The organism is Kitasatospora brasiliensis (assembly GCF_032654805.1).
GTDB classification, from domain to species: domain Bacteria; phylum Actinomycetota; class Actinomycetes; order Streptomycetales; family Streptomycetaceae; genus Kitasatospora; species Kitasatospora brasiliensis.
In genome coordinates this window covers 241,950-262,960 of the sequence record NZ_JAUOOW010000006.1, presented here as the reverse complement: position 1 = coordinate 262,960, position 21,011 = coordinate 241,950, and the positions used below count along the sequence as shown (strand labels likewise).

24 protein-coding genes are annotated in these 21,011 nt (G+C 72.7%); 15 read left to right on the top strand and 9 right to left on the bottom strand.

Annotated features, from left to right (window positions below):
• Positions 1 to 166: 166 nt before the first annotated feature.
• The 8 genes from QWJ13_RS24010 (at position 167) to QWJ13_RS23975 (ending at position 5,978) form a co-directional block, all read left to right on the top strand.
• Positions 167 to 1,765 (top strand): ABC-F family ATP-binding cassette domain-containing protein, encoded by a 1,599-nt coding sequence (locus tag QWJ13_RS24010; RefSeq protein WP_316526979.1) that lies wholly within the window; start codon positions 167 to 169, stop codon positions 1,763 to 1,765.
• A 326-nt stretch (positions 1,766 to 2,091) separates the two neighbouring features.
• Positions 2,092 to 2,325: a helix-turn-helix domain-containing protein gene (locus tag QWJ13_RS24005; RefSeq protein ID WP_030059940.1), complete on the top strand. Its 234-nt coding sequence runs from the start codon at positions 2,092 to 2,094 to the stop codon at positions 2,323 to 2,325.
• A 282-nt stretch (positions 2,326 to 2,607) separates the two neighbouring features.
• On the top strand, positions 2,608 to 3,414 hold the full coding sequence (locus tag QWJ13_RS24000) for an enoyl-CoA hydratase/isomerase family protein (protein WP_316526977.1): 807 nt from the start codon (positions 2,608 to 2,610) through the stop codon (positions 3,412 to 3,414).
• 168 nt (positions 3,415 to 3,582) lie between these two features.
• Positions 3,583 to 4,101, top strand: a complete 519-nt coding sequence (locus QWJ13_RS23995; RefSeq protein WP_432277590.1) for an Asp23/Gls24 family envelope stress response protein — start codon at positions 3,583 to 3,585, stop codon at positions 4,099 to 4,101.
• 59 nt (positions 4,102 to 4,160) lie between these two features.
• Positions 4,161 to 4,352, top strand: a complete 192-nt coding sequence (locus tag QWJ13_RS23990) for a hypothetical protein (protein WP_063349611.1) — start codon at positions 4,161 to 4,163, stop codon at positions 4,350 to 4,352.
• Positions 4,352 to 4,711, top strand: coding sequence for an Asp23/Gls24 family envelope stress response protein (locus QWJ13_RS23985; RefSeq protein ID WP_316526975.1), 360 nt, complete (start codon positions 4,352 to 4,354; stop codon positions 4,709 to 4,711). Before QWJ13_RS23990 ends, QWJ13_RS23985 begins: the two co-directional genes overlap by 1 nt.
• Positions 4,708 to 5,334: a DUF6286 domain-containing protein gene (locus QWJ13_RS23980; RefSeq protein ID WP_316526974.1), complete on the top strand. Its 627-nt coding sequence runs from the start codon at positions 4,708 to 4,710 to the stop codon at positions 5,332 to 5,334. Before QWJ13_RS23985 ends, QWJ13_RS23980 begins: the two co-directional genes overlap by 4 nt.
• Positions 5,331 to 5,978: an alkaline shock response membrane anchor protein AmaP gene (locus tag QWJ13_RS23975; RefSeq protein WP_316526973.1), complete on the top strand. Its 648-nt coding sequence runs from the start codon at positions 5,331 to 5,333 to the stop codon at positions 5,976 to 5,978. Before QWJ13_RS23980 ends, QWJ13_RS23975 begins: the two co-directional genes overlap by 4 nt.
• A 48-nt stretch (positions 5,979 to 6,026) precedes the next feature.
• Here the strand turns inward: QWJ13_RS23975 and QWJ13_RS23970 are convergent, their stop codons facing one another.
• On the bottom strand, positions 6,027 to 6,788 hold the full coding sequence (locus QWJ13_RS23970) for an SDR family oxidoreductase (RefSeq protein ID WP_316526972.1): 762 nt from the start codon (positions 6,786 to 6,788) through the stop codon (positions 6,027 to 6,029).
• 129 nt (positions 6,789 to 6,917) lie between these two features.
• Between QWJ13_RS23970 and QWJ13_RS23965 the strand changes: the two genes are divergently transcribed.
• Both QWJ13_RS23965 and trxA read left to right on the top strand, forming a co-directional pair.
• The gene (locus QWJ13_RS23965; RefSeq protein WP_316526971.1) at positions 6,918 to 7,325 is read left to right on the top strand and encodes a MerR family transcriptional regulator; all 408 of its coding nucleotides are present in this window, start codon (positions 6,918 to 6,920) and stop codon (positions 7,323 to 7,325) included.
• 3 nt (positions 7,326 to 7,328) lie between these two features.
• A complete protein-coding gene (gene trxA / locus QWJ13_RS23960) occupies positions 7,329 to 7,661 on the top strand; it encodes a thioredoxin (RefSeq protein WP_316526970.1) in 333 nt (110 codons plus the stop codon).
• A gap of 13 nt (positions 7,662 to 7,674) precedes the next feature.
• Here trxA and QWJ13_RS23955 read toward each other — a convergent pair whose 3' ends face one another.
• Both QWJ13_RS23955 and QWJ13_RS23950 read right to left on the bottom strand, forming a co-directional pair.
• Positions 7,675 to 8,472: an SURF1 family cytochrome oxidase biogenesis protein gene (locus QWJ13_RS23955; protein WP_316526969.1), complete on the bottom strand. Its 798-nt coding sequence runs from the start codon at positions 8,470 to 8,472 to the stop codon at positions 7,675 to 7,677.
• 31 nt (positions 8,473 to 8,503) lie between these two features.
• Positions 8,504 to 9,499, bottom strand: a complete 996-nt coding sequence (locus tag QWJ13_RS23950; protein ID WP_316526968.1) for a DEDDh family exonuclease — start codon at positions 9,497 to 9,499, stop codon at positions 8,504 to 8,506.
• Between the two features lie 126 nt (positions 9,500 to 9,625).
• Here QWJ13_RS23950 and QWJ13_RS23945 point away from each other — a divergent pair, with 126 nt between their 5' ends.
• The 4 genes from QWJ13_RS23945 (at position 9,626) to moaA (ending at position 14,002) form a co-directional block, all read left to right on the top strand.
• Positions 9,626 to 10,669, top strand: coding sequence for a zinc-dependent alcohol dehydrogenase family protein (locus tag QWJ13_RS23945; RefSeq protein WP_316526966.1), 1,044 nt, complete (start codon positions 9,626 to 9,628; stop codon positions 10,667 to 10,669).
• A gap of 306 nt (positions 10,670 to 10,975) precedes the next feature.
• Positions 10,976 to 11,332, top strand: a complete 357-nt coding sequence (locus QWJ13_RS23940; RefSeq protein WP_316526965.1) for a DUF485 domain-containing protein — start codon at positions 10,976 to 10,978, stop codon at positions 11,330 to 11,332.
• Positions 11,329 to 12,936: a solute symporter family protein gene (locus tag QWJ13_RS23935; RefSeq protein ID WP_316526964.1), complete on the top strand. Its 1,608-nt coding sequence runs from the start codon at positions 11,329 to 11,331 to the stop codon at positions 12,934 to 12,936. Before QWJ13_RS23940 ends, QWJ13_RS23935 begins: the two co-directional genes overlap by 4 nt.
• 76 nt (positions 12,937 to 13,012) lie before the next feature.
• Positions 13,013 to 14,002, top strand: a complete 990-nt coding sequence (moaA, locus tag QWJ13_RS23930) for a GTP 3',8-cyclase MoaA (protein ID WP_316527385.1) — start codon at positions 13,013 to 13,015, stop codon at positions 14,000 to 14,002.
• Positions 14,003 to 14,054: 52 nt separating this feature from the next.
• Here the strand turns inward: moaA and QWJ13_RS23925 are convergent, their stop codons facing one another.
• The 6 genes from QWJ13_RS23925 to QWJ13_RS23900 form a co-directional block, all read right to left on the bottom strand.
• Positions 14,055 to 14,294, bottom strand: a complete 240-nt coding sequence (locus tag QWJ13_RS23925; RefSeq protein WP_316526963.1) for a hypothetical protein — start codon at positions 14,292 to 14,294, stop codon at positions 14,055 to 14,057.
• A gap of 262 nt (positions 14,295 to 14,556) precedes the next feature.
• Positions 14,557 to 14,940: a DUF3099 domain-containing protein gene (locus QWJ13_RS23920; RefSeq protein ID WP_316526962.1), complete on the bottom strand. Its 384-nt coding sequence runs from the start codon at positions 14,938 to 14,940 to the stop codon at positions 14,557 to 14,559.
• Between the two features lie 197 nt (positions 14,941 to 15,137).
• The gene (locus QWJ13_RS23915) at positions 15,138 to 15,686 is read right to left on the bottom strand and encodes an RNA 2'-phosphotransferase (RefSeq protein ID WP_316526961.1); all 549 of its coding nucleotides are present in this window, start codon (positions 15,684 to 15,686) and stop codon (positions 15,138 to 15,140) included.
• 31 nt (positions 15,687 to 15,717) lie between these two features.
• The gene (locus QWJ13_RS23910) at positions 15,718 to 17,115 is read right to left on the bottom strand and encodes a metallopeptidase TldD-related protein (RefSeq protein WP_316526959.1); all 1,398 of its coding nucleotides are present in this window, start codon (positions 17,113 to 17,115) and stop codon (positions 15,718 to 15,720) included.
• Positions 17,115 to 18,668 (bottom strand): TldD/PmbA family protein, encoded by a 1,554-nt coding sequence (locus QWJ13_RS23905; protein ID WP_432277603.1) that lies wholly within the window; start codon positions 18,666 to 18,668, stop codon positions 17,115 to 17,117. The genes QWJ13_RS23910 and QWJ13_RS23905 overlap by 1 nt, the downstream gene beginning before the upstream one ends.
• A 165-nt stretch (positions 18,669 to 18,833) precedes the next feature.
• A complete protein-coding gene (locus tag QWJ13_RS23900) occupies positions 18,834 to 19,979 on the bottom strand; it encodes an MBL fold metallo-hydrolase (protein WP_316526958.1) in 1,146 nt (381 codons plus the stop codon).
• A 312-nt stretch (positions 19,980 to 20,291) separates the two neighbouring features.
• Here QWJ13_RS23900 and fabG point away from each other — a divergent pair, with 312 nt between their 5' ends.
• The gene (gene fabG / locus QWJ13_RS23895; protein WP_316526957.1) at positions 20,292 to 21,011 is read left to right on the top strand and encodes a 3-oxoacyl-[acyl-carrier-protein] reductase; all 720 of its coding nucleotides are present in this window, start codon (positions 20,292 to 20,294) and stop codon (positions 21,009 to 21,011) included.

Here is a 21,011-nt window from a genome sequence, read left to right as displayed (position 1 = left end):
CCCGGGGCCCGGTAGACTTGCCGCCATGGCTATTTTCTCCGGGCAATAGCGGGCGGCGGCGCCACGAGGGTCGCGCCGACCGCCGATGAAGCCCCCCTCACGCTGCCTCGGCCCCGGGTCCATCCCGCCCGGCCGCCCGCCCACGTCCCAGGAGTAGTTCCCAGCCATGATTTCCGCCAACGCCCTAGAGCTGCGCGCCGGTGCCCGGATCCTGATCGAGTCCGCGAGCTTCAAGGTCGCCGCCGGAGACCGGATCGGCCTGGTCGGCCGCAACGGCGCCGGCAAGACCACCCTCACCAAGGTGCTGGCCGGGGAGGGCCTGCCCGCCGCCGGTACCGTCACCCGTTCGGGAGAGGTCGGCTACCTCCCGCAGGACCCCCGCACCGGTGACCTGGACGTCCTCGCCAAGGACCGCATCCTGTCCGCCCGCGGCCTCGACACCGTGCTGAAGAAGATGCGCGAGAACGAGGACCGGATGGCCAACGGCAAGGGCGCCACCCGCGACAACGCGATGAAGAAGTACGCCCGGCTGGAGACCGAGTTCCTCACCAAGGGCGGGTACGCCGCCGAGGCCGAGGCCGCCACCATCGCCGCCGCGCTGGGCCTGCCGGACCGCATCCTCAACCAGCCGCTGCACACCCTCTCCGGCGGTCAGCGCCGCCGCGTCGAGCTGGCCCGGATCCTCTTCTCGGACTCCGACGTGCTGCTGCTCGACGAGCCCACCAACCACCTGGACGCGGACTCGATCGTCTGGCTGCGGGACTTCCTGAAGACGTACAAGGGCGGCTTCATCGTCATCTCGCACGACGTCGACCTGGTCGAGACGGTCGTCAACAAGGTCTTCTACCTGGACGCCAACCGCTCCTGCATCGACGTCTACAACATGGGCTGGAAGCAGTACCAGCAGCAGCGCGAGGACGACGAGAAGCGCCGCAAGCGCGAGCGGGCCAACGCCGAGAAGAAGGCCGCGACCCTCAACGCCCAGGCCGACAAGATGCGCGCCAAGGCGACCAAGACGGTGGCCGCGCAGAACATGGCCCGCCGCGCCGACAAGCTGCTGTCCGGACTGGAGCAGGTGCGCCAGAGCGACAAGGTCGCCAAGCTGCGCTTCCCGGAGCCGGCCCCCTGCGGCAAGACCCCGCTGACCGCCAGCGGGCTGTCCAAGTCCTACGGCTCGCTGGAGATCTTCACCGACGTCGACCTGGCGATCGACCGCGGCTCCCGGGTCGTCGTGCTGGGCTTCAACGGCGCCGGCAAGACCACCCTGCTGCGGATGCTGGCCGGGGTGGAGGAGCCGGACACCGGCGAGGTGATCCCGGGCCACGGCCTGAAGATCGGCTACTACGCCCAGGAGCACGAGACGCTCGACCCGGACCGCAGCGTGCTGGAGAACATGCGCTCGGCCGCCCCGGACACCGACCTGGTGCAGATCCGCAAGATCCTCGGCTCCTTCCTGTTCTCCGGCGACGACGTCGACAAGCCGGCCGGGGTGCTCTCCGGCGGGGAGAAGACCCGTCTGGCGCTGGCCACCCTGGTGGTCTCCTCCGCCAACGTGCTGCTGCTCGACGAGCCCACCAACAACCTCGACCCGGCCAGCCGCGAGGAGATCCTGGGCGCGCTGCGCGAGTTCTCCGGCGCGGTCGTGCTGGTCACCCACGACGAGGGCGCGGTCGAGGCGCTCGACCCGGAGCGGATCATCCTGCTGCCGGACGGCGTGGAGGACCTGTGGAACCCGTCGTACGCCGATCTGGTCTCCTTGGCCTGACCGGAAGTAGACACGACATCCGCTATTCGGATGAGAATATCTAGTCCTTTCGGCGTGTCTGGGAATGAAGTAGACCCGGATTCCGTTTAAGGACTTTCCGTCGGCCCGCCACGTGATCGTGGCGGGCCGACGCTGCTGATCAGCTATTTCGCAGCGAACGGCGCTATCCGCCCGGGGGCGTGCACTCTGTGTGAGCGCCCTGATGCGCTCGGATCACCACCGGCTGACCACCCTTTTGCGACATGGACCTTGTCGAATGGGTGGCCAGGACGAGAGGGATGGGTGATCATGGGAATCTGACCGAGCAACGCTACGAGGAGGCACGGGTGGCCGAGACTCTGAAAAAGGGCAGCCGGGTGACCGGTGCCGCGCGTGAGAAGCTCGCGGCCGATCTCAAGAAGAAGTACGACTCCGGGGCGAGCATTCGCGCTCTCGCGGAGGAGACCGGTCGTTCGTACGGCTTCGTGCACCGCATGCTGAGCGAGTCCGGAGTGATTCTCCGGGGCCGCGGCGGTGCCACGCGGGGCAAGAACAAGGCGACTGCCGGGGCCGGGTCCTGACGGTTCGTCAGCTGAGGGGCTGAATGGCGCGGCGGCAGGACGCCGGTCGAGGAGACGACAATCGGTCATCGATTGGGTGTCCGCCCTCGGATCGTGTGGACCGGCCGCCGATCGTCATGTCCGGGGGCGACTCGCCCCCTTTTCGGCTTTTCATCGCTCTTTCCTTTCGTTCTTCGCCGATTCCGGCGGGCCCGTCGATCTTTCCCGGCCGGGGCCCTGCCCTCGCGCGTCGAGTTTTGTTACTCTCCGGTAGCCAAGTCCCTCGCCACCGGAGGTCCCCGCATGACCGCCCCCGCCACCGACCCGCAGGCCCCGAGCTGGGAGCGGGACGGCGTCCGCCTGGAGATCGAAGGCGAACTCGCCGTCATCACCCTGTGTCAGCCCAAGCGGCGCAACGCCCAGTCGCCCGCGCTCTGGCGCGCCCTCACCGACGCCGGCCGTGACCTGCCCGGCAGCGTCCGGGTGGTGCTGCTGCGCGCGGAGGGGGTCTCCTTCTCCGCCGGGCTGGACCGGGCCATGTTCACCGCCGAGGGCATCCCGGGTGAGCCCACCTTCCTGCAGCTCGCCGCGTCCACCGACCGCGAGCTGGACGACGCCATCGCCTCGTACCAGGAGGCCTTCACCTGGTGGCGCCGTCCGGACCTGATCTCCATCGCGGCCGTCCAGGGCCATGCCGTCGGCGCGGGCTTCCAGCTGGCCCTCGGCTGCGACCTGCGGGTGGTCGCCGAGGACGTGCAGTTCGCCATGAAGGAGACCTCGCTGGGCCTCGTCCCGGACCTGGCCGGGACCAAGCCGCTCACCGAACTCGTCGGCTACGCGCGGGCGCTGGAGATCTGCGCGACCGGCCGCTGGGTGGGCGCCGAGGAGGCCGCCGCGATCGGGCTGGCCAACCTGGCCGTCCCGGGGGAGGAGCTGGACGGTGCCGCCCGTGACCTCGCGGCGGCCCTGCTGGGCGCCCCGCGCGGCGCGGTGATCGAGACCAAGGCCCTGCTGCAGGGAGCCGCCGGACGCTCCTTCGACGAGCAGCGCTCGGCCGAACGGGCGGCGCAGGCCCGTCGGCTGCGCGAGCTCGCCGGGATCGGCGACTGACCGTACGGCATCGACGCAGGGCCCGGCCCCGGGGGACCACCCCGGGGCCGGGCCCTGTCCGTTACCCGGGGTCGGGCCGCCGCCGCTCGACGGGCGGGGATCGTGGCGAAATGCCAGAGTTGTGGAGGTTTGCGATATAGCTGGACCCGCACGACGGGAGATGCGCCCATGCCTGACACTCCGACGCCCGCGACCATGCACAAGCACCCCGGCAGCGGCGGTGCGCCGACCCCCGGCTCGCCGCCGGGCGCCGTCGGCGGCGCCACGCCGTCGGCGGAGCGCGGCCGCACCGCGCTGGCCGTCGGTGTGGTGGAGAAGATCGCCGGGATGGCCGCCCGCGAGGTCACCGGAATCCACGCGCTCGGCTCCGGGCTGGCCCGGACCTTCGGCGCGATGCGGGACCGGGTGCCTGGCGGCAAGCCCAGTGTCGGGCGGGGCATCAAGGCCGAGGTCGGCGAGAAACAGACCGCGATCGACATCGCCCTGGTGGTGGAGTACGGCGTGGTCATCCCCGAACTCGCCCGCCAGGTACGGGAGAACATCATCGGCGCGGTCGAACGGATGACCGGCCTGGAAGTCGTCGAGGTCAACATCGCGGTCAACGACGTCCACCTCCCGGACGAACCCGAGTACGAGGAGGAAGAGGAGCCGGTGGCGACGCCCGGGCAGCGGCCGAAGCTCAAGTAGGACGTCAGGGGGAGCGGGGGCCGGACCGGACGAGGCAGCGGGAGACGAGGGAGTAGCGGATGAACCTGGCCATCGTGGGCCTGGTGGTGGGCATGGCCCTCGGCTTCGCCGGGTACTTCGGCGGCTTCGCGGCCTTTCTGCTGGTGGCCGCGCTCGGGCTGGTCGGCTTCGTGGCCGGGCGCCTGCTGGAGGGCGACATCGAGCTGGGCGACCTGGGAGACCTGCTCCGCGGCCGCGACCGGCGCCGCTGATGGCGGCCGCCGCGCCCGCCTCCGCCACCGCTTCGGTTCCCGCGCCGGGGCGTCGAGGGCGGCTGCGGGTCGCCGACCGGGTGTACGCCCGGATCGCGGCCCGGGCCACCCGGGAGGTGCTGGCCGGCGCCTGGCCCGCCGGGCGGGAGAAGGGGGCGCCGCCGCAGGTCTCGGTGACCGTACCGGGGAGCACGGTGACCGTCCGGGTCGCGGTCGAGCTGCCCTTCCCGTCGGACATCGCGGCGCTGGCCGGCGCGGTGCGGGAGCGGATCGCCGAACGGGTCGCGGGGCTGACCGGGACGAGGGTGTCGGACGTGGTGGTCGTGGTCGAGAAGCTGGTGACGGGGAGCACCTCGTGAGCGCGCAGGACCCCGGGGCGCGGGACGAGCCGGCGCCGGAGCCGGAGGCGGCATCGGACCCGCGGCCGAGGAAGGCCCGCAGGCTGCGGGCATCCCGTACGGCCGCGGCGGCGGTGGTGGCCACGGGGGTGCTGGTGGTGGCGGGGGCGTTGCTGTACGACGTGGTCGCGGTGCGGGTGGGGCAGCCGGCCCGGCGGTGGCGGGCGCAGATCGCCGACGAGCTGGCGGCGCGGCACCTCGACGATCTGGCGGTGCTGGTGGGAGCCGGAGCGGTGACGGTGCTCGGCGGGTGGCTGCTGTGGCTGGCCGTCGCACCCGGCTCCCGTCGGTGGCTCGCCCTGCGGCCCTACGGGGGGACGACCGCGGCCATCGACCGGGCCGGGGTCGGACACCTGCTGGCGGACCGGGCGGCGGGGCTGGACGGGATCGACCGGCTGCGGATCCGGGTCGGGCGGCGGCGGGTGCGGGTCTCACTGGAGGGGGTGGCCGATCCGGCGCTGGTGCAGCGGCAGTTGCGCGACGAGCTGGCGCGGGTGGGGCTGGGGCGGCCGCCGCGGCTGGACGTGCGGACGGCGCGCGGGGCCGCCCGTGGCGCGGGGCCGGGGGCGGGGGCGGCGGGGTGAGGCGGTCGGTCGTCAACCGGGTGCTGCTGGGGGTGGTGGGGGCGGTGCTGCTGGCCGTCGGGGTGCTGGTGCTGGCGGGCGGACTCGACCTGTACCGGCGGCTGGGCGTCCGTCCGCCGGAGTGGTGGCCGCTCACCTCGCCGGACCAGCCGGTGGTCAGCGCGCGCTCCCGGGGGCGATGGGTGGCGTCGACCTGGTGGTGGCCGACGGTGATCGGCGGACTGTCCGTACTGGTGGCGGGGACGGCGTGGTGGCTGGTGGCGCAGCTGAGGCGCACCGGGCTGTCGAGCATCGCGGTGCCGACGCCGGGGGTGAGCGGGCTACGGCTGCGGGTCGGCGCGCGGGCGCTGGAGGAGGCGCTGGAGAACGGGACGGCGGTGCTGCCGGAGGTGGAGCGGGCCGGGGTGCGGCTGGTGCGGGCGCCGGGGCATCCGCGGCTGCGCGGGGCGGTGCGGTTGAGACCGGGCGGCGATCCGGCCGCGCTGGTGGAGCACTTCGAGGACGGGCCCCGGAGAGACGCCCGGGGGAGCCTGCGACTGGCCGAGCTGCCGGCCGATCTGCGGATCCGGGTCCTGCAGGCGGCCCCCGCCGAGCCCCGGCACGGGCGGGCTCGGCGCGGGCGGCGGCCGTCGAGAGTGGAGTAGGGGGAGTGGAGCAATGGGAGTGGAACGGCCGGAGGGGAGCGGACCGGGTCAGAGCGGGCGGGTGGCGCCGCCGTCGACGGGGACCATGACGCCGGTCAGGTAGGAGGCGGCGGGGGAGAGCAGGAAGGCGGCGACCTTGCCGAACTCCTCGGGGGCGCCGTAGCGGCGGAGCGGGATGGCGGCGCCGGCCCGGGCGCGGGCGGCGTCCGGGTCGGGGGCGAGGGCGTCGAGCTCACGGACCCGGTCGGTGTCGATCCGGCCGGGGAGCAGGCCGAGCACGCGGATGCCGCGGGGGCCGAGTTCGTCGGCGAGGGACTTGGCGGCCATGGCGAGACCGGGGCGCAGGCCGTTGGAGATGCCCAGGCCGGGGATCGGCTGGCGGACCGAGCTGGAGAGCACGAAGGCGATCACCCCGCCGTCGGAGAGCGCGGCGGCGCCGGCGCGGGCGAGCCGGAGGGCGCCGAGGAAGACGCTCTCGAAGGCGTCGCGCCAGGCCTCCTCGGGGGTGGTCTCGACCGGGCCGGCCTGGGGGCCGCCGACGCTGATCAGGATGCCGTCGAGACGGCCGAAGTGCTCCCGGGCCTCGGCGATCAGGCGTTCGGGGGTGTCGGCGTCGGCGTTGTCGGCGACGAGGCCCCGGGCGGTGCCGAGGGTCCCGAGTTCGGCGACGGCGGTGTCGACGGCCTTCTGGGTGCGGCCGCTGATCAGCACCCGGGCGCCGTCGGCGGCGAGTTCACGGGCACTGGCGAGGCCGAGGCCCCGGGTGGCGCCGGTGACGATGTAGGCCTGGTCTTTCAGTCCGAGATCCATGGGAGACATCTTGCCGGGCCGGGTGGCGGGCGGGTGTGTCCGGGGGCGCGGCTCCCGGGAGGGGGCTGGCGTTGACGCCCGGGGGAAGGTTTACGGTCGTCGCCGGACGTGCGGGAGGAGTGGTTCGGCATGCGGATCGGGGAGTTGGCGGAGCGGGCGGGGACGACCACGCGGGCGTTGCGGTACTACGAGCAGTTGGGACTGCTGCCGGCCCGGCGGGCGGGCAACGGGTACCGGGCCTACGACGAGGGTGATCTGCGGCTGCTGCGGGAGATCCGGATGCTGCAGGACTTCGGGTTCGGACTGGAGGAGACCAGGCCGTTCGTGGAGTGCCTGCGGGCGGGGCACCCGGAAGGGGACTCGTGCCCGGCCTCTCTGGAGGTGTACCGCCGGAAGTTGGCGGAGCTGGACGAGTGCGTCGCCCGGCTCCAGGACGTGCGGGCGCGGGTGGCGGGGCAGTTCGAGCGGGCGCGCAAGGCCCGGGACGAGCTGGCCGCCACCGAGCTGCCGCCGCTGTGTGAACTGGTGAAGGAGTAGACGGTGGTGCGGATCACGGGCGTGCCGGCGGTGACGGACGAGACGTTCGCCACGGAGGTGCTGGCGGCCGAAGGGCCGGTGCTGGTGGACTTCACGGCGGACTGGTGCCCGCCGTGCCGGATGATGGCGCCGGTGCTGGCGGACATCGCGCGGGAGGAGGCGCACCGGCTGCGGGTGGTGACCGTGGACGTGGACCGCAACCCGCGGGCCCCGGCGGCGTACGGGGTGCTGTCGATGCCGACGCTGATCGTGTTCCGGGACGGGCAGCCGGTGCGGTCGGTGGTCGGGGCGCGGGCGAAGGCGCGGCTGCTCAGGGAGCTGGCGGACGTGCTCTAGGGCCGGACGCGCTCTAGGCGGGGACGGCGTCCAGCGGGACCTCGGCCTCGGCGGCCTGCTTGGCGCGGTCCTTGGCCTCGCGGCGGGCGAGGACCCAGACGCCGACCGGGATCATCGCGGTGAACAGCCACCACTGGACGGCGTAGGCCATGTGCGGCCCGATGTCGGAGTGGTTCGGCTCGGGGATCAGCTGGGGCTGGTCGGCCGGGGCCGGCGCGGTGCCGGTGAGTTCGAGGTAGCCGCCGAGCAGGGACGCGCCGGTCCGCTTGGCCTGTTCGTCGGTGTTGATCAGGTTGAACTGGCGGTCGGGCAGGCCGGAGCGGTCCTTGATACCGCTGGCGCCGTAGGTCTCCTCGGCGCGCAGGCGGCCGGTGAGGGAGACCTCGCCGGTGGGGGCGGTGGGAACCGGCGGGTAGTCGGCGGCCCCGGCACCGGAGGCGACCCAGCCGCGGTTGACCAGGACGGTTCCCTTGCCGTCGGAGAGCCGGAACGGGGTCACCACGAAGTAGCCGATGGTCCCGCTGGAGTCGGTCCGCTTGCGGACCACGAACTCGTGCGCCGGGTCGTACTCCCCGATGGCGGTCGCGGTGCGCCAGGTGAGGTCCTTGGGGACCGCGAAACCCGGCGTCGGAGAGAGCGTGTCGAACGGGACCGGCGCGGCCGTGAGGGCCTGGCCGATCAGCTCGTTCCGGGCCACCCGGGCCTCGTGGCGGTGCAGCTGCCAGAAGCCCAGCTTGATCGTCGCGGGGATCAGCAGCAGCGCGATCAGCATGGTGATCAGCCACTGTCGGGTCAGCAGAAATCGGTACACATGGGAACGGTACGCCGACCTCACAAGCGGCTCACGCACCGGGGTGCGGGGCGACCTCGCGCAGCAGTTGGAGGAAGGCGTCCTCGCCGACCACCGGGGTGCCGACCTCTCGGGCCTTGCGGGCCTTGCCGCTCCAGCTGTCCGAGTCATTGGTGACCAACAGGCTGGTGAGGCGGCTCACCGAGCCGGCGATGTGCAGCCCGGCCTCGACCGCGCGGTCCTCCAGGACCTCGCGGTCGGTGGCGGTGTCGCCGCTGATGGCCACCCGCATGCCCTGGACCAGCGGCTTGCCGTCCTCCCAGCGCCCCGGGTTGGGGTACGGGCAGGGCGGGCGCTTCTTGCTCTGGCGGTAGGTGGCGCCGGTCCAGCCGCTGCGCCCGGGGGTGGCGGGCTCCTCCTCGCCGAGGTCGGTGACCGCCACGCAGTGCTGGAGCGGCAGCGGCACCCCGCCGTCGCGGGCGAGGTGCAGGCTGGGGCGGAAGGCCTCGGCGAGCACCCGGGCGTCGTCCAGGGCGTTGTGGGCGTGGCGCTGCTGGACCCCGAAGTGGGCGGCGAGCGAGGACAGTTTGCCGTTGGGCAGCGGCAGGCGAAGGTCGCGGGAGAGGACCATGGTGCACAGCCGCTGCTCGACCGGGGCGCGCAGGCCGGCCCGGGAGAACTCGCGGGAGATCATGTTCCAGTCGAAGAGCGCGTTGTGCGCGACCAGGACGCGGTTCTCCAGGCGCGTGGCGAACTCGTCGGCGATCTGGGGGAAGGTCGGGGCGGAGGAGAGCAGATCGGCGGTCAGGCCGTGGATCCAGACCGGGCCCGGGTCCCGCTCGGGGTTGACCAGGGTGTACCAGTGGTCGGTGACGTCGCCGTCCGCGTCCAGCTGGTAGACGCCCGCCGAGATGACGCGGTCGGAGCGGCCGAGGCCGGTGGTCTCGACGTCGACGACCGCGAAGCCCTCGGCGGGGGCGGCGGAGCGCTGGGCGGGAACCGGGGCGGTCCGCGGCGCTCCGTACGTCTCGGTCTGGATCGGTCGCATGGTCCAACAGGATAAGGGGCCGGGCGGGGGGCTCCGGCCGGAACGGTCCGACCGACCTGCCGGAATAAGGTGACCGGCGGGGGGTGTCGTATACCTGGTCAAGATCGTTTCAGCTAAGGAAAAGCCATGCGCGCCACCGTCATTCACGGCCCCAACGACATCCGGATCGAGGACGTACCGGACCCTGTGATCCAGCAGCCGACGGACGTGGTGCTCCGGGTGGTCAACGCCTGTATATGCGGCAGCGACCTGTGGGCCTACCGCGGGGTGGCGCGGCGGGTGGCCGGGCAGCGGATCGGGCACGAGTTCCTGGGCGTGGTCGAGGAGGTCGGCGCCGAGGTGCGCGGCTTCGCCAAGGGCGACCTGGTGGTGGCTCCGTTCGTCTGGTCGGACGGGGTGTGTGACTTCTGTCTCGAAGGCCTCCAGACCTCCTGCCCGCACGGCGGGTTCTGGGGGCAGGTCGGTTCGGACGGCGGCCAGGGAGAGGCGGTGCGGGTGCCGTTCGCGGACGGGACGCTGGTGAAGCTGCCGAAGGAGGCGGCGGGCGACGAGAAGCTGCTGCCCGGGCTGCTGGCGCTGTCCGACGTGATGGCGACCGGGCACCACGCGGCGGTCTCGGCGCGGGTGCGGCCCGGCGCGACGGTCGCCGTGGTCGGCGACGGCGCGGTGGGCCTGTGCGGTGTGCTGGCGGCGCACCGGCTGGGCGCGGGCCGGATCATCGCGCTGGGCCGGCACGAGGCCCGTACCGAACTGGCCCGCCGCTTCGGTGCGACCGACGTGGTGGCGGAGCGCGGCGAGGCCGCCGTCGAGGCGGTGAAGGAACTGACCGGCGGTCAGGGCGCGCACGCGGTGCTGGAGGCGGTCGGCACCGAGGAGTCGATGCGTACGGCCATCTCGATCGCCCGGGACGGCGGCGCGGTCGGTTACGTCGGGGTGCCGCACGGTGGCAGCGCGGGCGTCGACATCGGCCAGATGTTCGGCCGGAACGTTTCGCTGAACGGCGGCGTCGCCCCGGCCCGCGCGTACATCCCCGAGCTGCTGCCGGACGTGCTCTCGGGCGCGATCGAGCCGGGCCTGGTGTTCGACCGCACCGTCGACCTGGACGGCGTTCCGGACGGCTACCGCGCGATGGACGACCGCTCGGCCCTGAAGGTGCGGATCGCGTTCTGAGGCGTCGGCCTTCGTGGCACCGGCCCGTGCCGCCCCGCGTGGGGTGCGGCACGGGCCGGTGCCGTTGGCGCCCGGTGCCGCTGTCGCCCGATGTGGCTGCCGCTCGGTGCCGTTGTCGCCAGATGGACTGCTTTTCGGCCAATCGGATGGTGCGAGAGGGTGAACGGTCGACTGATCGCGGTCAACCCCTTCCGGGGCGGGCAGGACGCTCCTAGCATTGCGCGGCGCGCAATGGGCATGTGATGCCCCTCACGTTCGATCATCCCCCACCCGTGCGACAACGTACGCCGAAGGAGTGAGGCGAGAGTGGATTCGCCGCCGATCAGCACCGCCGCCACGGAAGCCCGACTCATCGACGACAGCGAGGAGTTCCGCACCCTGCGGCGCTCGTTCCGGAGCTTCGCCTTCCCCGTCACCATCGGCTTCGTGCTCTGGTACCTGCTCTACGTCCTGCTCTCCTGCTATGCCCCCGGGCTGATGCGCACCAAGGTCCTCGGGCACGTCAACGTGGCCCTCCTGCTCGGGCTGCTCCAGTTCGTGACCACCTTCGCCATCGCCGCCTGGTACGCCCGCTACGCGGACCGGCGGATCGACCCGGCCGCCGCGGCGATCCGCGACGCGCACGGCGCCGTCGTCCACGCCCCCCGGGAGTCCGCCGAATGACCGTGCTCGCCAGCTCCGCCACCGAGCACCGCGGCCTGACGATGGCCCTGTTCGGCTTGTTCGTCCTGGCCACTCTCGGCATCACCGTCTGGGCCGGGCGGCAGACCAAGAGCGCCTCCGACTTCTACGCCGGCGGCCGTGGCTTCACCGGCTTCCAGAACGGCCTGGCCATCTCCGGCGACTACATGTCCGCCGCCTCCTTCCTCGGCATCGCCGGGACCATCGCGCTCAGCGGCTACGACGGCTTCCTCTACTCGATCGGCTTCCTGGTCGCCTGGCTGGTCGCGCTGCTGCTGATCGCCGAACCGCTGCGCAACTCCGGCCGCTTCACGATGGCGGACGTACTCGCCTTCCGGATGCGCCAGCGCCCGGTGCGCACCGCGGCGGGCGTCTCCACCATCGTGGTGTCGATCTTCTACCTGCTCGCCCAGATGGTCGGTGCCGGCACCCTGGTGGCCCTGCTGCTGGGAGCCGAGGGGAACGCCGCCAAGCGCTGGACCATCGTCGGCGTCGGCGCGCTGATGATCGTCTATGTGGTCATAGGCGGAATGAAGGGCACCACCTGGGTGCAGATCGTCAAAGCGGTGCTGCTGATCGCCGGCGCCGCGCTGATGACCGTCCTGGTGCTGGCCAAGTACCACTTCAACCCCTCCGAACTGCTCGGCGCGGCGGCGAGCGCCAGCGGCAAGGGCGAGGCCTTCCTCCAACCAGGGCAGAAGTACGGCAGCGGCACCGCCAAACTCGACTTCATCAGTCTCGGCATCGCACTGGTGCTCGGCACCGCGGGCCTGCCGCACATCCTGGTCCGCTTCTACACCGTCCCCACCGCCAAGGCGGCCCGGAAGTCGGTGCTCTGGGCGATCGGCATCATCGGCGTCTTCTACCTGATGACCCTGGCGCTCGGCTTCGGCGCGACCGCGCTGGTCGGCCCCAAGGCCATCAAGGCGGCGAACGCGGCGGGCAACACCGCGGCCCCGCAGCTGGCCGAGGCGCTCGGCGGCGGCACCGGCACCACCGGCGGCGCGATCCTGCTCGCGGTGATCTCGGCGGTCGCCTTCGCCACCATCCTGGCCGTGGTCGCCGGACTCACCCTCGCCTCCTCGGCCTCCTTCGCGCACGACCTCTACGCCAACGTGATCCGGCGCGGCAAGGCCTCCGAGAAGGAGGAGGTGTCATCGGCGAAGTGGGCCGCGGTCGCGATCGGGGCGGTGGCGATCGTGCTCAGCCTCTTCGCCGACAAGCTCAACACCGCCGCCCTGGTCGCCCTGGCCTTCGCGGTCGCTGCCTCGGCGAACCTGCCCACCCTGCTCTACTCGCTGTTCTGGAAGCGCTTCACCACCGTCGGCGCGGTCAGCTCGGTCTACGCCGGACTGATCACCTCGGTGACCCTGGTGGTCTTCTCCCCGGTGGTCTCCGGCGCGAAGAACTCGCTCTTCCCGCACTCCGACTTCCACTGGTTCCCGCTGGAGAACCCCGGCCTGGTCTCGATCCCGGCCGGCTTCCTGGCCGGCTGGATCGGCACCCTGCTGTCCAAGGAACGTCCCGACCCGGCGAAGTACGCTGAACTGGAGGTCCGCTCACTGACCGGGTTGGGCGCCCACTGACCGTCCGACGATGACTATGCTGGCCCGGCCCGCCGTGACGGTGGCCGGGCCGGCCGCATCTCGGGGAAGGACGCACGTGCTGCTCGACACCTTCGGACGACAGGCCGTCGACCTGAGGGTCTCCCTCACGGACCGCTGCAACCTCCGCTGCACCTACTGCATGCCGGAGGAAGGCCTCCAGTGGCTGGCCAAACCGGACCTGCTGACCGACGAGGAGATCGTCAGGCTGGTCGGCGTCGCCGTCCGCGACCTGGGCGTGCGCGAGGTCCGCTTCACCGGCGGCGAGCCGCTGCTGCGCCCCGGGCTGGTCGCCGTCGTGGCCGCCTGCTCCGAACTGGAACCGCGCCCGGAACTCTCGCTGACCACCAACGGCATCGGGCTGGCCCGCACCGCGACCGCGCTGCGCGAGGCCGGGCTCGACCGGGTCAACGTCTCACTGGACACTCTCGACCCCGAGGTGTTCCACACCCTCACCCGCCGCCACCGCCACCAGGACGTGCTGGACGGGCTGGCCGCCGCCGAGGCCGCCGGGCTGGCGCCGGTCAAGCTGAACGCGGTGCTGATGCGCGGGGTCAACGACCACGAGGCGGCCGACCTGCTGGCCTGGTGCCTGGAGCGGGACTACCAGCTGCGCTTCATCGAGCAGATGCCGCTCGACGCCCAGCACGGCTGGGACCGCGCGTCGATGGTCACCGCGACGGAGATCCTGGAGCTGTTGCGGGCCCGCTTCACGCTCACCCCGGAGCCGTCCGAGCGCCGGGGCGCGGCACCCGCCGAACGCTGGCTGGTGGACGGCGGCCCGGCCCGGGTGGGCGTGATCGCCTCGGTCACCCGTCCGTTCTGCCGGGCCTGCGACCGCACCCGGCTGACCGCCGACGGCCAGGTGCGCAACTGCCTGTTCGCGACCGGCGAGACCGATCTGCGCACCGCGCTGCGCTCCGGCGCGGACGACGCGGAGCTGGCCGCGCTGTGGCGGGCGGCGATGTGGGGCAAGAAGGCCGGGGCCGGAATCGACGACCCGGAGTTCCTCCAGCCCGACCGGCCGATGTCGGCGATCGGCGGCTAGACCGGCTTCTCCGAGCCGGACCGCCTCTGGGGCCAGGCCGATCTCTCGGAGGTCAGGCCGGCTTCTCGGTGGCCTCGGCGGCCTCGGGGGTCCAGTCGGCGAAGGCGACGACCTCCTTGAGGAAGCCGCGCACCCCGAGGAACTGGGACAGGTGCTCGCGGTGCTCGTCACAGGCGAGCCAGGTCTTGCGGCGGTCCGGGGTGTGCAGCTTGGGGTTGTTCCACACCAGCACCCAGCCGGCGTCCGCCCGGCAGCCCTTGGCGGAGCAGATCGGCGTCTGCGGGGTGTCCATCGGGCCGTCCTCAACGATTGGCGGGTGAGTCTGCACCGCCAGTCTGTCACGCCCTCAGCGCGGCCGGAGCCGGGCATGGCGACGCCGGGCAGCCACGGGGGGAGCCGCCCGGCGTCGGTCCGTCGCTCCGACGGGGGATGCGGAGCGCGTACGCAGTATGTCACGCCACCACCCTCGGATGGGGAGGTCTTGCATGATTAATCTGAGCTTCTTTTGAGCTTTCGTCGGCCCGGACAGGGGCGAACTGGCCTGAAAAGGACGGTCAGTCCACGTCCTGTGAAGGATCGGTGGCCGAGGGCTTTGCCTCTCCTGTACCGGCTGTCGCACCCGCCCCACCCGTCCCGCCGGGGCCGAGCATCAGCGGGGTGTCGAGCGGGATGTCGAAGGTGCTCGGCAGCCCCGGGGCCCGCTCCCGGCCAGCGTTGGCGATCAGCACCGCGAAGTACGGCAGCAGCACGGCGCCCGCCAGTGCGGTGAACGCCAGCACCCGCTGGACGTCCCAGAGCACCACCGCGAGCAGCACACAGGCCGTACGGACCAGCATCGAGACGACGTAGCGGCGCTGGCGCCCCCGGACGTCCTCGGTGAGGCTGCTGCGCGCTCCCGTGATCCGGAAGACCCGCCCGCCGTCGGCGCTCTTGCCCATGTGTCCTACCGCCCTCGTCGCGCACCCGCGCGCCTGGCCGCGCGGCCTCCTCACGGTACGCCCGGACCGGGGCCGCGACGAGACCGGGTGCGCCGGACCCACCCGCCCGGGTGCGCGAAGGGCCTGTCCGGCGGAGCGGACAGGCCCTTCGGTTCGCGTGGGCGCCGGCGCGGCGCGGCGGGAGTCGTCGGACAGGCCTACGAGCGCCGGGAGAGGTACCGCGGGGGCACGGCGTCGGTCAGCCAGACGCCGTTCTCGCTGAGCCGGAACTCGTGGCCGGCCGCCGCCATCGCCGACGCGTGCACGGTCAGCACCACCGGACGGCCGTGCCGCGCGCCGACCTTGGTCGCCGTCTCGGTGTCCGCCGAGAGATGGACGTCCCGGCGGGCCATCGGACGCAGGCCCTCGCGGAATATCGCCGCCAGGTGCCGGTCGGCGGTGCCGTGGTAGAGCACGGGCGGCGGCACGGCGGCGGCCAGACCGAGGTCGACCGCCACCGTGTGGCCCTGGTTGGCGCGGATCGAGAGACCGTCCGGCGAGTAGCCGAAGCGGCGCTTGTCGTTGGTCGCCACGATGTGGTCCAGCTCGTCCCGGGTGAGCGGCCTGCCCCGCGCGGCGAACCCGGCGAGCAGTTCGTCGACCCGGACCCAGCCGGACCCGTCCGGTGTGACCCCCACCAGAGCGGGCTCGTGCCGCAGCACGCGCGACAGCATCTTGCTCGACCTGACCAGGCGCTTCTCGTCCATCATGTCTCTCGTATCCCCCGTGGGTCAGCGGCTAAGAGGCCTGGCTGACCGAACTCATGTTGAAGTCCGCGACACGCACGGGTGGCATCGCGGTGCGGGTGACGTAGTCGTTCCACTCGCGGGGCAGACAGCGCTCGGTGCGGCCCACCTCGGTGATCCGGTCCAGCAGGTCCACCGGGGACTCGTTGAACCGGAAGTTGTTGACCTCGCCGACGACCTCGCCGTTCTCCACCAGGTAGACGCCGTCCCGGGTGAGGCCGGTGAGCAGCAGCGTCGCCGGGTCCACCTCGCGGATGTACCAGAGGCAGGTGAGCAGCAGACCGCGCTCGGTGCGGGCGATCATCTCGTCCAGGGTCGGCGCCGACTCCTGGTCCGCCGTCTCCAGCACGAGGTTGTCGATCGCCGGGCGCAGCGGCAGGCCGGTGAGGGCGGCCGCGTGGCGGCTGGTGATCAGGTCGTTCAGCACGCCCTCGCGGATCCACTCGGTGGCGCCGACCGGCTGGCCGTTGTCGAAGACCGAGACGTCCTCGCCGCTGACATGGGCGAGCACGAACGGCGCGGCCTCCAGACCGGGCTCGTACGGGTCGGAGCGCAGCGTCAGCGGCAGGCCGCTGAGCTTGTCGCCGAGCCGGGTCCCCCCGCCCGGCTTGGAGAAGACCGTCCGGCCCTCGTGGGCGTCCCGGCCGCCGGAGGCCCAGTTGAGGCAGACCACCAGGTCGGCGATGGCCGCGGGCGGCAGCAGCGTCTCGTACCGCCCGGCCGGCAGGTCCACCTTGCGGGCGCCCCAGCCGAGCCGCTTGGTCAGCTCGGCGTGCAGGGCGGCGACGTCGATGTCGGTGAAGTCCCGGGTGCCGGCGCCCACCCAGGCTGAGCTGGACAGGTCGGCGGTCTTGGCGTTGATCTCGACCATGCCGGTGGGCTGGTCGTGGCGCAGCCGCAGGCCGGTGGAGCTGCCCAGGTAACTGGACGTCACCCCGTGCCGGGCGAAGCCGTACAGCAGTTCGCCCTGGGCGGCGGCGCGGGCGAAGGCCTCGCCGAGGGCCGGGCCGAAGGCGTCGAACACCTCGATGGAGGTCTCGGCGGGCGGCTCGGTGAAGCCGGGCGAGGAGGGCTGGTCGGCGATCAGCGGCTGGGCGTCCTCGGCCGGGCCGGCCGCGCGCGCGGCCTCCTCGGCGGCCCGCACCAGGCCCTCCACCTCGTCGGCGGTGACGGCCGAGCGGGAGACCACACCGGAGGCGGTGCCCTGGGCGCCGGCCACGGTGGCGATCACGGTGAGGCTGCGGCCGCGGGTGACGCCGTTGGTGGTCAGCGCGTTGCCCGCCCAGCGCAGGTTGGCGCTGGACGTCTCGTCGGCGATCACCACGCAGCCGTCGGCGCGGGAGAGGCCGAGCGCCAGCTCGACGAGTTCGTGGGGCTGCTTCGCGGTCATCAGTGACCCGCCTCCTGCTGGGTGTTGAGCACGTTGACGTTGCGGAACAGCGCCGACGGGCAGCCGTGGCTGACCGCCGCGATCTGGCCGGGCTGCGCCTTGCCGCAGTTGAAGGCGCCGCCGAGCCGGTAGGTCTGCGGGCCGCCGACCGCGGCCATCGAGCCCCAGAAGTCGGTGGTGGTGGCCTGGTACGCGAAGTCCTTGACCTGTCCGGCGAGTTCGCCGTCCTTGATGGCGTAGGCGCGCTGTCCGGTGAACTGGAAGTTGTAGCGCTGCTGGTCGATCGACCACGACCGGTCGCCGACGATGTACAGGCCCTTCTCCACGCCGGCGAACAGGCCTTCGGTGTCCGGGCCGTCGGCCGCGGGCCGGAGCGAGACGTTGGCCATCCGCTGCACCGGGACGTGCGCGGGGGAGTCGGCGAAGGCGCAGCCGTTGGAGCGCTCGAAGCCCTTCAGCCCGGCCATGGCGCGGTCGAGTTGGTAGCCGACCAGGACGCCGTCCTTGACCAGGTCCCAGGACTGGGTGGCCACGCCCTCGTCGTCGTAGCCGATGGTGGACAGGCCGTGCTCGGCGGTGCGGTCGCCGGTGACGTGCATCAGCTCGGAGCCGTACTTGAGCGAGCCGAGCTGGTCGAAGGTGGCGAAGGAGGTGCCGGCGTAGGCGGCCTCGTAGCCGAGGGCGCGGTCCAGTTCGGTGGCGTGGCCGATCGACTCGTGGATGGTCAGCCAGAGGTTGGTCGGGTCGACGACCAGGTCGTAGCGGCCCGCCTCGACGCTCGGCGCCTTCATCTTCTCGGCCAGCAGGACCGGCAGCTCGGCGAGTTCGGCGTCCCAGTCCCAGCCGGTGCCGGTCAGGTACTCGTAGCCGCGGCCGACCGGCGGGGCCAGGGTGCGCATCGAGTCGAAGGCGCCGGTGCGCTCGTCGACCGAGGTGGCCTCCAGCTCGGAGTTGACCCGGATCCGCTGCTGGGTGGTCACCGTGCCCGCGGTGTCCGCGTAGAACTTGTTCTCCTGGACGGTCTCCAGGGCCGCCTGGACGTGCGAGACCCCGGCGGCGGCCAGCAGCCGGGAGCTGCGCTCGGCGAGCAGCGCGGTCTTCTCGGCGTCCGGCACCTCGAAGGGGTTGAGCTCGTACGCGGAGACCCAGCTGACGTCCCGGTGCACCGGCTCGTCGGCCAGCTCGACCCGCTCGGTGGAGCCGGACGCCCGGCTGATCCCGCCGGAGAGCCGGGCCACCGCGACGGCCTGCGCGGCGACCTCGGCCGCCGCGCCGGGGGTGAGGTCGACACCGGCGGCGAAGCCCCAGGCGCCGTCCAGCAGCACGCGGACGGCGAAACCGAGCCGCACGCTGTCGGAGGTGCCGGCCGGACGTGCGTCGCGCAGCCGCCAGGAGGCGCTGCGGATCCGCTCCAGGCGGAAGTCGGCGTGGCTCGCGCCCAGTTCGCGGGCCCGGGTGAGCGCGGCGTCGGCGAGGGAGCGCAGCGGCAGGGCGAGGAACAGCGGGTCGACGGCGCGCCCGTGCGGGGCGCCGGAGCTGTCGGCCGGAAGGATCGGAGGCAATCGGGCTCCCAGGTCGCGGAGGGTGGCGGTGCGGACGCGCAGGGGCGCCCGCACCGCATCATTTCCCGTCCACCGGGTTTCCGGCCAGCGCATTTCGACCACTGCGCCGCGTTTTCGGCCGGTACCGCCCACGCCTGCCGACGAGTGGCGGGGCCGTCAGCCGACGGTCTCCCACCAGCCGTCCGGCTCCGGCGGGTTGTCGACGTCCACCCGCTCGCCCGGACGCGGTACGGCCAGCGGTACGGCCTGCTCCTTCGCCGCCTTCACCAGTCGTTCGATCGGCTCGGACCACGGGTGCAGGCCCAGGTTGAAGGTGCACCAGTGGACGGGCACCAGCAGACCGGCCGTCAGGTCCCGGTGCGCGAGCACGGCGTCCTCGGGGGTCATGTGGATGTCCGCCCAGGCCGCGTCGTAGGCGCCGATCTGGACCAGCGCGGCGTCGAACGGGCCGTGCTGCCCGCCGATCCGGGCGTAGCCCTCGAAGTAGCCGGAGTCGCCGGTGTAGAAGACCTTGCGGCGCGGGCCGGCGATCACCCAGGAGCCCCACAGGGTGGTGTTGCGAGTCAGCCCGCGGCCGGAGAAGTGGTGTGCGGCGGTCAGGGTGAGCACCAGGTCGCCCAGGGTGCAGGTCTCGTCCCAGTCCAGTTCGATGATCCGGTGCTCGGGGACACCCCAGTGGCGCAGATGGGCGCCGATGCCCAGCGGCACCGCGAAGGGCGCGGACTGGCTGCGCACCAGGCGCTTGACCGTCGCCATGTCCAGGTGGTCGTAGTGGTCGTGCGAGATCAGCACCGCGTCGACCGGCGGCAGCTCCTCCAGTTCCACCGGCACCGGGTGCAGCCGCTTGGGGCCGACGTGCGCGGCGGGGGAGCAGCGCTCGCTCCAGACCGGGTCGAGCAGCACCCGGAAGCCCTCGATCTCCACCAGTGCGGAGGCGTGCCCGTACCAGGTGACCTCCACGCCCTCGGCGGCCGGGCCGGGCGGGGTGGCGGGGCGCACGGTCGGCACCGGGTGGTCGGGGACGCGGCCGGCCCGCTCGAACAGCATCCGGCGGGCGGTGGCGCCGTCGAAGCCGGGCGCCCCGGCGGCGCGGGCGAGGGTGGAGGGCGCGTTGTGGAAGACGCCGTCGCGGTACTGCGGGGAGTTGCGCACCCGCTCCTCGCGCTCGCCGTCCGGCCGTCGCCCGAACGCTGCCGGCATGTCGCGCAGCGCCCAGGCGGCCGCGCTCAGGCCGGCCGCCAGGGCGGTGAGGGCCAGCAGTCGTCCGCGTCGGTGGGTGCTCCCGGGGCGTGCCTTGGTCATCCGCTCTGCCTTCGTCGCTCGCCGGGATGGTCGGGGATCGGTACGGCCGATCCCGGGCCGGCCGGCACCACGGGGGCAACGGGTGTGCCTGTCCGTGTTGTTCCCGTACAGTCGCCCCGATCCGGGCGGCGCCCCGGCCTGGGCGATGTCCGCCACCGTGTGGCCCCGGCGGGTAAGGATTTGTCGGATTGCGACAGATCCATCGGTGCGGCGCTGTGGGGGCCCGATGCGCCGCCACCGCCGAGCGCCCGATAGCGTCACACTGCGTACGCGTTCCTGTGTACGTGCTCACACACGGAGAGAGGTGGATCGTTGAGCCGCTCGGTTCTCGTCACCGGAGGAAACCGGGGCATCGGCCTCGCGATCGCCCAGGCTTTCGCCGAGGCGGGCGACAAGGTGGCCATCACCAGCCGCTCGGGCGAGGTGCCCGAGGCGCTGGCCAAGTACGACGTCCTCGCGGTCCGCTGTGACATCACGGACGCCGCGCAGGTGGACGCCGCTTTCACCGAGATCGAGCAGAAGCAGGGCGCGGTCGAGGTGCTGGTCGCCAACGCGGGCATCACCAAGGACACCCTGATGCTGCGGATGTCCGAGGAGGACTTCACCTCCGTCCTGGACACCAACCTGACCGGCACCTTCCGGGTGGTCAAGCGCGCCTCCAAGCTGATGATGCGCGCCAAGAAGGGCCGCGTCGTGCTGATCTCCTCCGTGGTGGGCCTCTCCGGCTCGCCGGGCCAGGCCAACTACGCCGCCTCCAAGGCCGGCCTGGTCGGCTTCGCCCGCTCGCTGGCGCGCGAGCTCGGCCCGCGCAACATCACCGTCAACGTGGTCGCCCCCGGCTTCGTCGACACCGACATGACCGCCGTGCTCAGTGACGAGCGCCGCGCGGAGATCGTCGCGGGCGTGCCGCTGGGCCGCTACGCGGCGCCCGCCGAGGTCGCCTCCACCGTGCGGTTCCTCGGGTCGGACGAGGCCGCGTACATCACCGGAGCCGTCATTCCCGTCGACGGCGGATTGGGCATGGGTCACTGA

What these genes read in the sequence shown, in the direction of transcription:
- QWJ13_RS24010 (WP_316526979.1), top strand. Translation starts at nt 167, where the DNA reads ATGATTTCCGCCAACGCCCTAGAGCTGCGCGCCGGTGCCCGGATCCTG.
- QWJ13_RS24000 (WP_316526977.1), top strand. Translation starts at nt 2,608, where the DNA reads ATGACCGCCCCCGCCACCGACCCGCAGGCCCCGAGCTGGGAGCGGGAC.
- QWJ13_RS23995 (WP_432277590.1), top strand. Translation starts at nt 3,583, where the DNA reads ATGCCTGACACTCCGACGCCCGCGACCATGCACAAGCACCCCGGCAGC.
- QWJ13_RS23990 (WP_063349611.1), top strand. Translation starts at nt 4,161, where the DNA reads ATGAACCTGGCCATCGTGGGCCTGGTGGTGGGCATGGCCCTCGGCTTC.
- QWJ13_RS23985 (WP_316526975.1), top strand. Translation starts at nt 4,352, where the DNA reads ATGGCGGCCGCCGCGCCCGCCTCCGCCACCGCTTCGGTTCCCGCGCCG.
- QWJ13_RS23970 (WP_316526972.1), bottom strand. Translation starts at nt 6,788, where the DNA reads ATGGATCTCGGACTGAAAGACCAGGCCTACATCGTCACCGGCGCCACC.
- QWJ13_RS23965 (WP_316526971.1), top strand. Translation starts at nt 6,918, where the DNA reads ATGCGGATCGGGGAGTTGGCGGAGCGGGCGGGGACGACCACGCGGGCG.
- QWJ13_RS23950 (WP_316526968.1), bottom strand. Translation starts at nt 9,499, where the DNA reads ATGCGACCGATCCAGACCGAGACGTACGGAGCGCCGCGGACCGCCCCG.
- QWJ13_RS23945 (WP_316526966.1), top strand. Translation starts at nt 9,626, where the DNA reads ATGCGCGCCACCGTCATTCACGGCCCCAACGACATCCGGATCGAGGAC.
- QWJ13_RS23935 (WP_316526964.1), top strand. Translation starts at nt 11,329, where the DNA reads ATGACCGTGCTCGCCAGCTCCGCCACCGAGCACCGCGGCCTGACGATG.
- QWJ13_RS23925 (WP_316526963.1), bottom strand. Translation starts at nt 14,294, where the DNA reads ATGGACACCCCGCAGACGCCGATCTGCTCCGCCAAGGGCTGCCGGGCG.
- QWJ13_RS23920 (WP_316526962.1), bottom strand. Translation starts at nt 14,940, where the DNA reads ATGGGCAAGAGCGCCGACGGCGGGCGGGTCTTCCGGATCACGGGAGCG.
- QWJ13_RS23915 (WP_316526961.1), bottom strand. Translation starts at nt 15,686, where the DNA reads ATGGACGAGAAGCGCCTGGTCAGGTCGAGCAAGATGCTGTCGCGCGTG.
- QWJ13_RS23910 (WP_316526959.1), bottom strand. Translation starts at nt 17,115, where the DNA reads ATGACCGCGAAGCAGCCCCACGAACTCGTCGAGCTGGCGCTCGGCCTC.
- QWJ13_RS23900 (WP_316526958.1), bottom strand. Translation starts at nt 19,979, where the DNA reads ATGACCAAGGCACGCCCCGGGAGCACCCACCGACGCGGACGACTGCTG.